The sequence below is a fragment of the Campylobacter sp. CFSAN122748 genome (genome assembly GCF_045277125.1).
Classification (GTDB): Bacteria; Campylobacterota; Campylobacteria; order Campylobacterales; family Campylobacteraceae; genus Campylobacter_D; species Campylobacter_D jejuni.
This window is the reverse complement of record NZ_CP116953.1, coordinates 214,099-227,672: the sequence shown is the minus strand read 5'-3', so window position 1 is coordinate 227,672 and position 13,574 is coordinate 214,099. Positions and strand designations below refer to the sequence as shown.

Annotated in this window: 14 protein-coding genes; 10 read left to right on the top strand and 4 right to left on the bottom strand. The window is 30.3% G+C overall.

The features are described from left to right. Together fliI and folE are read right to left on the bottom strand one after the other, a co-directional pair. Entirely contained in the window at positions 1 to 1,386 is a 1,386-nt protein-coding gene (fliI, locus tag OT390_RS01230) for a flagellar protein export ATPase FliI (RefSeq protein WP_002900770.1), read from the bottom strand. Continuing rightward, positions 1,386 to 1,958, bottom strand: a complete 573-nt coding sequence (gene folE, locus OT390_RS01225) for a GTP cyclohydrolase I FolE (RefSeq protein WP_002869503.1) — start codon at positions 1,956 to 1,958, stop codon at positions 1,386 to 1,388. The genes fliI and folE overlap by 1 nt, the downstream gene beginning before the upstream one ends. Positions 1,959 to 2,100: 142 nt before the next feature. Here folE and tig point away from each other — a divergent pair, with 142 nt between their 5' ends. From tig to OT390_RS01175, 10 genes are all read left to right on the top strand, one after another. Beyond that, positions 2,101 to 3,435 carry a trigger factor gene (gene tig, locus OT390_RS01220; protein ID WP_406611500.1) on the top strand — a complete coding sequence of 445 codons (1,335 nt, stop codon included), beginning with the start codon at positions 2,101 to 2,103 and terminating at the stop codon, positions 3,433 to 3,435. After that, a complete protein-coding gene (clpP, locus tag OT390_RS01215; RefSeq protein WP_002806309.1) occupies positions 3,435 to 4,019 on the top strand; it encodes an ATP-dependent Clp endopeptidase proteolytic subunit ClpP in 585 nt (194 codons plus the stop codon). Before tig ends, clpP begins: the two co-directional genes overlap by 1 nt. 35 nt (positions 4,020 to 4,054) lie before the next feature. Further along, a complete protein-coding gene (def, locus tag OT390_RS01210) occupies positions 4,055 to 4,582 on the top strand; it encodes a peptide deformylase (protein ID WP_002882260.1) in 528 nt (175 codons plus the stop codon). Beyond that, positions 4,579 to 6,084 carry a YifB family Mg chelatase-like AAA ATPase gene (locus tag OT390_RS01205; RefSeq protein ID WP_002882259.1) on the top strand — a complete coding sequence of 502 codons (1,506 nt, stop codon included), beginning with the start codon at positions 4,579 to 4,581 and terminating at the stop codon, positions 6,082 to 6,084. The genes def and OT390_RS01205 overlap by 4 nt, the downstream gene beginning before the upstream one ends. Position 6,085: 1 nt before the next feature. After that, a complete protein-coding gene (locus OT390_RS01200) occupies positions 6,086 to 6,784 on the top strand; it encodes an NYN domain-containing protein (RefSeq protein WP_002826913.1) in 699 nt (232 codons plus the stop codon). After that, positions 6,768 to 8,138: a bifunctional ADP-dependent NAD(P)H-hydrate dehydratase/NAD(P)H-hydrate epimerase gene (locus OT390_RS01195; protein ID WP_032586634.1), complete on the top strand. Its 1,371-nt coding sequence runs from the start codon at positions 6,768 to 6,770 to the stop codon at positions 8,136 to 8,138. The genes OT390_RS01200 and OT390_RS01195 overlap by 17 nt, the downstream gene beginning before the upstream one ends. Further along, the gene (gene purN / locus OT390_RS01190) at positions 8,129 to 8,695 is read left to right on the top strand and encodes a phosphoribosylglycinamide formyltransferase (RefSeq protein WP_032586632.1); all 567 of its coding nucleotides are present in this window, start codon (positions 8,129 to 8,131) and stop codon (positions 8,693 to 8,695) included. The genes OT390_RS01195 and purN overlap by 10 nt, the downstream gene beginning before the upstream one ends. Before the next feature lie 71 nt (positions 8,696 to 8,766). Further along, positions 8,767 to 9,486 (top strand): TerC family protein, encoded by a 720-nt coding sequence (locus OT390_RS01185; RefSeq protein ID WP_002900759.1) that lies wholly within the window; start codon positions 8,767 to 8,769, stop codon positions 9,484 to 9,486. Beyond that, a complete protein-coding gene (locus tag OT390_RS01180) occupies positions 9,479 to 9,688 on the top strand; it encodes an alkylphosphonate utilization protein (protein WP_002851709.1) in 210 nt (69 codons plus the stop codon). The genes OT390_RS01185 and OT390_RS01180 overlap by 8 nt, the downstream gene beginning before the upstream one ends. 9 nt (positions 9,689 to 9,697) lie before the next feature. Beyond that, entirely contained in the window at positions 9,698 to 10,882 is a 1,185-nt protein-coding gene (locus tag OT390_RS01175; RefSeq protein WP_032586631.1) for a metallophosphoesterase, read from the top strand. Positions 10,883 to 10,894: 12 nt separating this feature from the next. Here OT390_RS01175 and OT390_RS01170 read toward each other — a convergent pair whose 3' ends face one another. Continuing rightward, positions 10,895 to 12,253: a hemolysin family protein gene (locus tag OT390_RS01170; protein ID WP_032586629.1), complete on the bottom strand. Its 1,359-nt coding sequence runs from the start codon at positions 12,251 to 12,253 to the stop codon at positions 10,895 to 10,897. Between the two features lie 98 nt (positions 12,254 to 12,351). Next, positions 12,352 to 13,551: a putative transporter gene (locus OT390_RS01165; RefSeq protein WP_002860644.1), complete on the bottom strand. Its 1,200-nt coding sequence runs from the start codon at positions 13,549 to 13,551 to the stop codon at positions 12,352 to 12,354. Positions 13,552 to 13,574: the final 23 nt, after the last annotated feature.

Sequence of the window (13,574 nt, the reverse complement as noted above, 5' to 3'; positions counted from 1 at the left end):
TTATTTTAAATTAGGATTAGGCAAGGTTGCACTTGCACTTCCTACATTTATATTTTGAGTTGGTAGCAAAGGAGTATTTGGTGCATCAATTTGACTTAAAAGCTCTAAAGTTTGATTAAATTCGAAGCTTTCTTCAGGATTTTGTCCTAAGAATTTTTGCATAAATTCTTTTTTAGAAATAGCTTCATCAAGTTCTTTATCACTTCCTTTCTGATAAGCACCGATGCGAAGCAATACTTCATTTTCTTTTAAAAGCGAGTTTAAACGCTTAAATTTTCTTGCCCAAAGTTTATGTTCAGGACTTATAATGTCACTCATCACCCTTGAAGCAGAGTTTTGTATATTAATAGGAGGATAAATTCCAAAGTCTGTTAATTCACGACTTAAAACAATGTGTCCATCTAAGATAGAACGACTTTGATCGGCGATTGGATCGCTCATATCATCACCATCCACTAAAACGGTAAAAAAGGCTGTTATAGTGCCTTTACCTTCTTCTTTACCGGTTCTTTCCATGAGTTGAGGCAAAAGACTTAAAACACTTGGCGGATAACCTTTGGTTGTAGGAGGCTCTCCAAGAGCTAGTCCAATTTCTCTTTGTGCCATAGCAAAACGCGTTACACTATCCATGATAAAAAGTACATCTTTGCCCTGTTCTTTAAAGTATTCTGCCACACTCATTGCGCAAAAAGCACCGTATTTACGCATCAAAGCACTATCATCACTTGTAGCAACAATAATCACTGTATCATCGAGCTTTCCGCCTAAATTTTTTTGTATAAATTCAGGAATTTCACGCCCCCTTTCTCCTATGAGTGCCACTACTTTTATAGGAGCTTTGGAATTTTTAACTATCATTCCCATAAGAGTGGATTTTCCTACCCCACTTCCTGCAAAAATACCAAGTTTTTGTCCTACACCACAAGTTAAAAGCGCGTCTATGGTTTTAACACCCACGGGAAAAACTTCTTCTATAAGCCCTCTTTTCATGGCATCAATAGGTGCACGCATTATAGGCATATATTTGGTTACTTCTATAGCTCCTTTACCATCTTTTGGGCGCATAAAAGGATCTACTACTCTGCCTAAAAGTTCATCGCTAACGCCTATTTGCATACCTGCATCACTTATGAAAGCACGATCGCCTATTTTGAAACCTTCTATAAAAGAAAAAGGGCTTAAATAGCTAAATTGTTCCTTGATTTCTACGACCATAGCTAGAGTGTTTAAATTTTCATTTTCATTGGAAACTAGCTTCACTATATCTCCAACCCCTGTTTTAAGCCCACGAATTTCTATACTCGTAGCAGAAATTTTTGTAATCTCTCCAAAGATAGCACTTAAATTTTCTTTACCAAGTTTGGAGCGTAGTTTTTCAAGATTCATTAAAATCTTACCTGTTTAGCAGAGTTTATGAGAGAAAAAAATTCCTCTCTGGTTTTTTCATTTTTTAAGAAAATTCCACGTAAAGCTGAAGTTGTAGTGGTGGAATTAGCTTTTTGTATTCCACGCATTTCAACACACATATGTCTTGCTTCTATGACTACACCCACACCTTTTGCATCAACATTTTCCATTAAAGCTTGTGCGATTTGTTCAGTAAGTTGTTCTTGAATTTGAAGTCTTCTTGCAAACACTTCTACAAGGCGTGGAATTTTGCTTAAACCTACTACTTTTTTATTAGGGATATAGGCTACATGAGCACGCCCAAAAAAAGGTAAAAGATGATGTTCGCAAAGACTATAAAATTCTATATCACGCACCAAAACCATTTCATTATTAGAGCTTTCAAATAAAGCATCATTTAAAATGTCTTTGACATTTTGCGTATAACCACTAGTAAGAAATTCATAAGCTTTAAAAACACGATTTGGTGTTTTAATAAGCCCTTCACGATTTGGATTTTCTCCTATAATTTCAAGTATGGTTTTAACACAATCTTCAAATTTTTTTTGCAAATTTTTCTCCAAAAATATTTTTTATATTTTAATAATAATGTAATATTGCAATTTTATCATAAATTACTTTAAAATTTTATGCAAGTAATAAGGAAAAATTTGCTATCATTGAAGGCAAATTTTATTTTATAAGGAAAAAACTATGGAAGTAAAGGCAAAGCAACTAGATTCTGTTAATGCGACTGCTAGTGTAAAAATTCCTTCAGGAATGATCAAAAGTGAAGTAGAAAATTTAGCAAAAAAAGCTTCTAAAAGTGTAAAAATGGATGGGTTTAGACCAGGAAAAGTTCCTGTAAGTGCCGTACTTAAAAGATATGAAAGAGAGCTCACTCAAGATGCAGAACAAAATCTTTTTAAATCCGCTGTAAATAGCGCTTTACAAGAACTTAAAAAAGAAAATAAAGAGCTTGTAGGTGAGCCATATTTTGAAAAATTTGATCGTAAAGATGGAGAAATTATTGCTGAATTAATACTTTCTTTTAAACCTGAAATCAAACTTGAGGGTTATGAAAAACTCATCCCTGAATATCAAACTCCAAAAGTAAGTAAAAAAGAAATTGATGAGAAAAAAGATGAACTTTTAAAGCGTTTTGCTACTCCTGAAGCTATAAAAACAAAAAGAGCTTTAAAAGAAGGTGATTTTGCAAAATTTGATTTTGAAGGTTTTGTAGATGATAAAGCTTTTGAAGGTGGTAAAGCTGAAAATTATGTTTTAGAAATTGGTTCTAAGCAATTTATTCCAGGTTTTGAAGATGGTATGGTAGGAATGAAAATAGGTGAAGAAAAAGATATCAAAGTAACTTTCCCTAAAGAATACGGCGCAGCGCATTTAGCGGGTAAAGATGCAGTATTTAAAGTAAAACTACATGAAATTCAAGAGCTTAAAATTCCAGAACTTGATGATGAAATGCTTAAAAAACTTTTACCAGGAGAAGAAAAAGCTAGTGTTGAAGTTTTAGATGAAAAATTAAAAGAGCAAATCAAAAATGAAAAACTTTTCAAACTTGTAAATGATGAATTAAAAGGCAAATTTGCAGATGCTTTGATTGAAAAATATAATTTTGATTTACCTAAAGGCATAGTAGAACAAGAAACTGATATGCAGATGCGTGCGGCTTTTAATACTTTTAGCGAAAAAGAAATTGAAGAGCTTAAAGCAAGTAAAGAAAAATACCAAGAAAAACGTGATTCTTTTAAAGAAGAAGCGCAAAAAAGTGTAACACTTACTTTTATTATTGATGAGCTTGCAAAATTGCGTAAGATTGAGGTAAATGATCAAGAATTGATTCAAGCGATTTATTTTGAAGCATATCGCTATGGTATGAATCCAAAAGAGCATTTAGAAAGCTATAAAAAACAAGGAGCTTTACCTGCTGTGAAAATGGCTTTGATTGAAGAAAAACTTTTTAATGATATTTTTATGCCAAAAACAGAAAAATCGGAAAAAGCGAGCAAAAAAGAGAAAGAAGATAAATAATGTTTATTCCTTATGTTATTGAAAAATCTAGTCGTGGTGAAAGAAGTTATGATATTTATTCACGTCTTTTAAAAGATAGAATTATTATGTTAAGTGGCGAAATTCATGATGAACTTGCTGCTTCTATCGTAGCACAACTTCTTTTTTTAGAAGCTGAAGATCCTACAAAAGATATTTATCTTTATATTAATTCTCCAGGTGGTGTAATTACAAGTGGTTTTAGTATTTATGATACTATGAACTATATCAAACCTGATGTTTGTACGATTTGCATAGGACAAGCTGCTTCTATGGGAGCATTTTTGCTTAGTTGTGGTGCAGAAGGAAAACGCTTTGCTTTGCCTAATTCACGCATTATGATTCATCAACCTTTAGGTGGAGCTAGAGGTCAAGCCACAGATATTGAAATTCAAGCCAAAGAAATTTTAAGACTTAAAACTATACTTAATGATATTTTGGCAAAAAATACTAAGCAAAAAGTTGCAAAAATAGCAAAAGATACAGAAAGAGATTTTTTCATGTCAGCACAAGAAGCTAAAGAATATGGGCTGATTGATAAGGTTTTGGAAAAAAGTTTTAAATGATTTCTTTGGAGATCATTTAAAACAAAGGTTTTTTAATGGTTAGAAAAATTATCACTTATCCTAATCCTAGACTTTTTTTAAACTCTGAAATTGTAAATAAATTTGATACAGAACTTCACACCTTGCTTGATGATATGTATGAAACTATGATAGCAAGTAATGGAGTAGGTTTAGCAGCTATTCAAGTGGATATTCCTTTGCGTGTTTTACTTGTAAATATTTTTGATGAAAATGATGAACAAAAAAAAGAAGATTTACTAGAGATTATTAATCCTGAAATTATTCCTTTAGATGAAGAAATGATCACTTGCACAGAAGGATGTTTGAGTGTGCCAGATTTTTTCGAAGAAGTAAAACGCTATAATCATATCTTGCTTAAATATCAAGATCGCTTTGGAGAATTTAAAAAACTTGAAGCAAAAGGTTTTTTAGCTGTAGCTATTCAACACGAAAATGATCATTTGAATGGACATTTATTTATAGAAAAAATTTCTTTTGCTAAGCGTCAAAAATTCGATAAAGAATTTAAGAAAAAGAAGAAAAATCATAAAAAAGAGAAATGAAAAAACTAAAGTGCATAAGCTTTCATGAAGGCTTAGACATTATAGAGGTAGAATCCACTTTTACAAGAGGTTTGCCAAATTTAAGCATAGTAGGACTTGCAAGTGTAGCGATTAAGGAAAGTGTCGAACGCATCAAAGCCACGCTTTTAAGTTGTGATTTTGCTTTTCCTGCTAAAAAAATTACTATTAATCTTAGTCCTTCAGGCATCCCAAAAAAGGGGTCGCATTTTGATTTGGCTATCGCTTTATTAATCCTTTTGCAAAATGAAGAATTAGATGACTTTTTTGTAGTAGGAGAATTAGGACTTGATGGAAGTATTAAAAGCACAAATGAGCTTTTTTCTTTGCTTTTGTTTCTTTCTGCTAAAATTAAAAAAGCTAAAATCGTTGTTCCAAAAAGTATAGCACAAAAAGCTTCCATGATACCAAATTTAGAGGTTTATGGACTTGAAAATTTAAATGAAGCAATAGAGTTTTTTAAAGAAAAAAATTATGAAAATTTTCGTTTTTCTCACAATCATCCTTTATTCGCAAGTCCTTTACAAATAGAAAATGAAATTTTTTTACAAAATATGGATTTTAAACTTGATTTTAAAGATATCAAAGGGCAGGAAAAAGCTAAAAGAGCTTGTATGATAGCTGCTTTAGGTATGCATAATATCTTACTTGAAGGAAGTCCAGGAAGTGGTAAAAGTATGTGTGCTAAACGCCTTGTTTATATCATGCCTCCTCAAAGTTTAAGTGAAATTTTAACGCAAAATGCTTATATGTCTTTAGATTCAAAAGATTGTGAATTTACTAAAATTCGTGCTTTTCGTCATCCTCATCATACTTCTACAAGAGCAAGTATTTTTGGCGGAGGAACAAAAAATGCTAGAATTGGAGAAGTCGCACTTGCAAATGGTGGAGTATTGTTTTTTGATGAATTTCCACATTTTAACAAGCAAATCATAGAGAGTTTAAGAGAACCTTTGGAGGATCATAAAATTCATATTTCAAGAGTAAATTCTAAAATCACTTATGAAACAAAATTTAGCTTTATAGCTGCCCAAAATCCTTGTCCTTGTGGAAATTTATTTTCTAAAAATCTTTCTTGTGTTTGTAGTGAAAATGAGATTAAAAAATACAAAAATCACATTTCAGCTCCTATTATGGATAGGATTGATCTTTATGTAGCTATGGATGAGATCAGCAAGGATGATAAAACGAGTATAAGTTCTAAAGAAATGAGTGAAAAAATTTTACAAGCTTTTATTTTTAGTAAAAAACGGGGGCAAAAAGAATTTAATGGGAAATTAAAAGATGAAGATTTAAGTCGTTTTTGTGTATTGGAAAAAGATGCCAAAGATACGCTAGATTTAGCAATTTCACGTTATAATCTTTCTTTGCGATCGCTTAATAAAATTTTAAAAGTTTCAAGAAGTATAGCGGATTTAGAACAAAGTCTTAATATTAACAAAACCCATATTTTAGAAGCTTTAAGCTTTAGAGCAAGGAATTAAAATGGAAAATAAAAGTATAGCTATCTTTATAGATGCAGAAAATATCCCTGCAAAATACGCTAAAAGTATTTTTGATATCGCTTCAGATTATGGAGAGGTTATCATTAAACGCATTTATGGGGATTGGACTCAAAAAAATATACAAGGTTGGAGAGAGCAAATTGCTGAATATTCTTTAATCGCTATGCAACAATTTAATTTTGCAGCCAACAAAAACTCAAGCGATATGTATTTAATCACTGAAATCATGTCCATATTTTATGAAAAAAATATAGATATTTTTGTTATTGTTTCAAGCGATAGTGATTATACTTCACTCATTCAAAAATTAAGAGAAAATAAAAAACAAGTTATAGGAATGGGGCTTGAAAAGTCTATAAAATCCTATGTAAATGCTTTTAGTGAATTTTTTTATTTAGATAAAGATGAGAGTAAAAAAGAAGATATTTTAAGTAAGGATTATTTAAGAGCTTTAATCAATATCACCGAACAGCTTATCGATGAAAAAGGGCGTGCCGAATATGCACAAATCCGCACTAATATGAACCGCAAATACTCGGATTTTCATCCGCAAAATTATGGTTTTAAGAATTTTCGTGCTTTGATCCAGAAATTTTTACCTAAAATGAAAAAATTTGAAGAAGAAAGAGAAAAAAATATATATTTTTTGGTGAAAAAAGATTATGAAAGCTATTATTGATAATATAAAAATTTTAGAACAAAATGCTATAAATAAAGGCTTAGATGAGCTTATTTTAATGGAAAATGCGGGATTAAATTTAGCTAAGCTGATTAAAAAAGAAGCTAAAAAAATCCGCATTCAACGCAAGATTAAAAAAGTAAAAATACTTTTTTTATTAGGCGGGGGCAACAATGCTTCAGATGGCTTGGTGGCTTTAAGAAATTTAAAACACGCTAAAGCTTATAAAATAGGCTTTAAAGAAAATACGCTTTTTAAAAAACAAGAGCAAATTTTACAAAATTATGCTTTTAAATTTTGTAAAAAAGAACCCAATTTTAAAAAATTTCATATTATTATTGATTGTATTTTAGGCACAGGTTCAAATCGTTGCTTAGATGAAAAAACAAGTCTAATCATTCAAAAAGTTAGTCAAAGCAAGGCTTTAAAAATAGCTTGTGATATACCTACAAATTTGGGATTTTATCCTTGTTTTAAAGCTGATATTACACTTTGTATGGGAGTTTTAAAGGAAATTTTACTTGAAGATTTTGCTAAGGAATTTGTAGGAAGGATTAAAATAGCCAATTTAGGCATTAGCTCTAAGAAATTTTACTCTAATTCTCAAGCTTTTTTGCTTGAAAAAAAAGATTTAAAAACTATAGATAGAAAAATCAACGCCAATAAAGGAAATTTTGGCCATATTTATATAGTTGCCAATGCAAGCGCTGGAACTTTAGCAGGACTTGGAGCCTTAAATTTTGGAGCAGGTCTTGTTTCTTTAGTAGCGCAAAAAAGCTTCTCGCCTCTTTTGATGTTAAAAGAAAAAATTGAAAATAATGCAAGTGCTATTGCTTTAGGTATGGGGCTTGAAAATTTGGATTTTCTAAAAGATGAAATTTTGCAAAACACTCCTTTGATCTTGGATGCAAACTGCTTTTTAAGTGAAGCTTTGCTTTGGTATTTAAACAGAAAAGATGTCGTTATAACCCCTCATCCAAAAGAATTTATAAAACTTTATAAAATGTGCTTTGATGAGGATTTAGATATAGAAACATTGCAAAAAAATCGCTTTTTCTATGCTAGAAAATTTTCGCAAAATTATGATTGTGTTCTTGTTTTAAAAGGAGCAAATCCTATTATTGTGCAAAAAGAAAAATTATTTGTTGGAAATTTAGGAAATCAAGCCTTAGCTAAAGGTGGGAGTGGAGATGTTTTAAGTGGAATGATTGCTGCACATTTAGGTTTTGGTTTTAGCGCTTTAGAAGCAGCAAAAAATGCTACTTTAGCTCATGGACTTGTTGCAAAAAAATATAAATTTAATAAAAATAGCTTTGACGCTTTAAAACTTATCAAAGGATTAAAATGCTTGTAAAATTAGCTGTACTTTTTAGTGGAAATGGAAGTAATTTAGAAAATATTTTAGAAAAACTTCATAAAAAAACCATAGGGGAAAATACCTATGAAGTAGTACTTTGCCTTTGCAATAAAAAAAATGCTTTTGGTATACAAAGAGCAAAAAAATTTGGTCTTAATACTGTAATTATTGATCATAAGGCTTATAATACTCGTGAAGAATTTGATACGATTTTGGTACAAAAAATCAAAGAAAGTGGAGCAAATCTTACTGTATTGGCAGGTTTTATGAGAATTTTAAGTCCTGTTTTTACAAAAAATATTAAGGCAATTAACCTTCATCCTTCTTTATTACCCCTTTTTAAAGGAGCACATGCAATTAAAGAAAGTTATGAAAGTGATATGAAAGTGGCTGGTGTGAGTGTGCATTGGGTCAGTGAAGAACTTGATGGTGGAATGATTATAGCTCAAAAAGCTTTTGAAAAAAGAAATTTGAGTTTTGAAGAATTTGAAGAAAAAATTCATAGTCTAGAACATGAAATTTTACCCTTAAGTGTGATTGAAATTTTTTCTTAAAGAATTAAAGGTATTTGCTTTAAAACTATAAAATATCGCTTTAAAAAATTTTAAAATTTTCAAGGAAATTTATGTTTGAATGGATATTTAGTATTGATGCTTGGATTACTTTAGCTACTTTAAGTGCTCTTGAAATTGTACTAGGGATAGATAATATCATTTTTTTAGCTATTTTAGTAAGCAAACTACCCCCTGAACATCGTGATAAAGGACGTATCTTAGGTTTAGCTTTTGCAATGATTACAAGAATTTTACTTCTTTTATCTCTTTTTTGGGTGATGAAACTTGTAACACCTTTGTTTAGTGTATTAGACAATGAAATTTCAGGAAGAGATCTAGTTCTTTTACTAGGTGGGCTTTTCTTGATTGTAAAGTCTATTAAAGAAATTAAAGAGCAAATTTCTCATCAAGAAGAAAGTCAAAGTCATTTTAAAGCAAGCAATAAACTTTGGATAGTTGTAGCTGAAATTGCTGTGATTGACATAGTGTTTTCGCTTGATAGTGTTATTACCGCAGTAGGAATTGCTCAAGATGTAACCATCATGATTATCGCTGTTATTATCGCAGTAGCTGTGATGCTTTTTGCTTCTAAACCTATAGCAGATTTTGTTGAAAAATATCCAAGCATTAAAATTTTAGCCTTAGCTTTTTTGGTGCTAATAGGCGTAGTTTTAGTTGCTGAAAGTTTTGATATTCATATTGATAAGGCATATATTTATACCGCTATGGCTTTTGCTTTAGTGGTGCAAATTTTAAATATTTTAGATCAAAGAAAGGAAAAAAATGGCTAAAGACGCTAATGGAATAGAACTTAACACAGGTGATAGCGTGAGTGTAATAAAAGATCTTAAGGTTAAAGGTGCAAGTACAACTTTAAAACGTGGAACTACTATAAAAAATATTAAGCTCACTTCTAAAGAAGGTGAAATTGAGGCTAGAGTAGATAAATTTGGCGTTATTGTTTTAAAAACTGAATTTTTAAAGAAAATCTAGGCAAAGAATGTGCGAATCTTACTTGTTTTAAGAGGGAATTATTACGCAGGACAAGAAGAATTTATCAAAAATAATAAACTTCAAAATTATACACTTGATTTAAATGCTTTGCGTCTTTTATCAGGAAGCGTTAAAAATATAGTCAGTGAATATAAAATTTTAAATGTTAAAAATGATGAAGATTTGAGTAAAATTTTACTCAAACTTCTAGAAATGCGTATGCAAAAAGGTGAGTTTTGCATCATAAACGCTTACAATGAAACATTAAAAATTTACAAAGACTTAGCTAAACAATATCGCTATAAAATGTATGTTATTGTTTTTGATAGCTCTTTAAAACAATGTCAAGAAAAAAATCTTTTAGAAGCTAAAAAAAATGGATATATCATCCCTTATGCTCTTTTGGAAAAAACTCAAGATTTACTCAAAAAAAATCCAAAAAAATACCCAATTTTAGACTCGAGCGACTGGAAAAAATGTCTTTACCAAATGCCAAATTTAAGCAAATATAAAAAAATTCATCATATAGGAGATTTACAAGGTTGTTATAGTGTTTTAAAAGAATACATTAAAACAATCAAAGAAGATGAATTTTATATATTTTTGGGAGATTATATCAACAGAGGTATAGAAAATGGCAAAGTAATAAAATTTCTTTTAAAAATTTGCGAAAAAGAAAATGTATGCTTATTAGAAGGAAATCACGAAAGACATCTTATAGAATGGGCTAATGGAGAATTGTCAAATTCCAAAGAATTTAATGAAAATACTTTAAAGGATTTTAGAAAAGAAAAACTTACTCCAAGAGATGCTAGAAAACTCTATCCTCATCTAAAAGAATGTTTATACTACAAATTCCAAAATAAATTCATATTTTGTTCACATGGAGGAGTAAATTTTATACCCTCCAAACCTGAAAAAATAAGTTTTATACCAAGCCATGATTTTATTTATGGTGTAGGTGGATATGAAGACAGTCAAAAAATAGCAAATCAATTTTGTAATTTTACCTCGGACAATCTTTATCAAATCTTTGGACACAGAAATAAAGAAAAACTTCCTATGAAAATAGCCAAAAGAGTATTTTTATGCGAGGGTAAAATAGATGATGGTGGATATTTACGCATAGTTACACTAGATAAAAAAGGTTTTGAGTGTATAGAAATTAAAAACCAAATTTACAAAAAGAAATAAGCCTAAAGAGGCTTATTCTTCATCTTTATTTGTTTTTTTAACCACCTTAACACGCTCTATAGAATTCCCGTCCATTTTTTTAACTTCATAGTAACAAAGTTCATCTTCAATGCGATCTCCTACTATAGGCAAGCGTCCTAAAAGATTAAATACATATCCACCTATAGTAACTTGTTCTAAGTCTTCATCATAGTTTATTACAAGCATTTCTTCAACAGTTTCTATATCGCATCGTCCTTGAAATTCATAGATATTTTCAGCAAGTTTTTTATAGCTGTCTTCTTCATGCTCGCTTTTAATTTCGCCAATAATTTCTTCCATGATATCTTCCATGGTTAAAATTCCAGCAGTTCCACCATACTCATCAACTACTAATGCAGTATGAGAGCGTTCTTTATTCATCATTACAAGTACTTTTGAAATGCTGATATTTTCAGGAACCAAAATCAAAGGTTTAACAAAAGTATCTAAATTTTGACTTTTATGGCTTAATTCATTTTGTATTATATCTCGTATGTGTATCATACCTAAAATAGTATCTTTAGAGCCATCAATATAAGGAAAGCGAGTATGTTTATGTTCACAAATGATTTGCATATTTTCTTCGTAACTTTTTTGTTTATTTAGACAAATCATATCTTTTCTAGGAGTCATAATCTCTTTAGCAACAGTATCTGAAAAATCAACAGCATTGCGTATGATCTCTGTTTCAAATTCATCTAAAACTCCACCTTTTTGACTCTCACTTGCTATGATTTTAATTTCTTCTTCGCTATGAGTTAGCTCGCTTTCTTTAGCAGGTTTTATTCCAAAAAGTTTCAAACTTATAGCTGCTAAAAAATCGAAAATTTTAATACAAGGCAAAAAGAGTATCCAAAACCAATGAAGAGGTCTAGCTATAAATAAAACCGCTTTATCTGCAACTGCAATAGCTATACTTTTTGGCACAAGTTCTCCTAAAACCACATGTAAAAGAGTAATAATGCTAAAAGCAATAATGAAAGCCATAGTATGGATAATAACAGTGCTAAAACCAAGATTAATAAGCGGAATTTCTAGCATTTTTGCAATAGCAGGCTCACCTATCCAACCAAGAGCTAGAGAACTTAAAGTGATTCCTAATTGACAAGCACTAAGATAAGTATCAAGTCTTGAAGTAACCTCCAAAGCTTTCTTGGCACCAGCTTTTTTTTCTTTTACCATCTCTTCAAGCTTGGAACGACGTACTTTAACAATACTAAATTCAGACAAAACAAAAAAACCATTTAAAAACACTAGAGCAAGTGCAACAACAACCATAAGTATAGAATATCCTGCATCAAAAGATGCTGTAGAAGTTTGGTTTAAATCCAAAACCTGACTGGGGTCCAATGAAGCTCCTTAAGAAATAAAATATTATTAAACCTTATTATACACAATTAAAAGTAAATTTAATATTTGAATTTTTTCTTGTATTTTATAAGAAAAAACTAAGACTTATAAGAAATATTTTTCTCAAATTCTTTTAAACGCTTATATATACTTCTAAGTTGAGTGATAGTTGTCCAGTTTGTGATAAAAATACTAAAAGAGCTTCGCACTTGATCAAATGCATTATTAATCTGCATTACAATACCAAGTCCTATAGCTCCAGCAAAAAGCCCTGGTGCCATGATTAAAAATGGCACTATAACTATCATTTGCTCAAATAAAATGAGCCAAATATTAAAATATCCATAATGTAAAAAAAGTCTTTTATAGTTAAATTTAAGCCCTGTAAAAAGCTCTATCATCGTCTCATTTTTAGCGTATTCTTTGCGATTATCCTCAGCATAAACAAGCTCTTTTCTAAAGGCGGCTTCAGCTTTTTGATTGTTATATTCAAGTCCGGGTAGTTTAATACCTACAAACCATGACACAACCAAGCCTCCTAAAGAAATCAAAAGTGCAATATAAACAAGCAAACCATCAATGTTTTTTAAAAAATAAAAAGAAGAATTTTCGCTTAAATTTGCAAATAAAGCTTTACTCACAACATCACTTAAACTCCATAAAATCGGAATAAATGCTACAAGGGTCATCAAAGCTTTTATAAAACTAAGTCCTAAACTCTCTACGATTTTAGAAAAATTATAAGTATCTTCTTGAATTCTTTGCGAACTTCCTTCTATATTGTCATCTTTATTTTTCCAAAATTTTAAATAAGAAAAAGTCATAGCCTCACGCCACTTAAAAGCATAGACGCTAGCAAAATAGATATTAATCGTAGCGATTAAAACATAAGGAATAGCAATAGCCAAAAAAACTAAAATCAAAGCATAAAAATCATTTGCTGAATAATTTGGCTTTTCAATCATAGCCCTAGAGTTGAAAAAATATTCTAATAAATTTTGATAATAATACAATGCGCCTTTATTGATAAAATTAGCTTTTTGGAAATTTTGCTCAGCTCTTTGATTAGCCTCTTGAATTAAAGTGGCATTATTTTCAAAATTAGTTTCTATTTTTTGTGTTGAATTAGAATCCAAAAGTTCTATTTTTGGCTTTTGTAAAACATTGTAAAAATCACTATACCATGAATTGATTGCAACATTTAAGCTTGTTTGTATATATAAGAAAAATAACAGTAAAAAAAGTCCTAAATAAGCCCATAAAGCCCATTTTTTACTTTTAAAAAACGAAGAGAACATATTATCACCTTTAAAATAAAAAT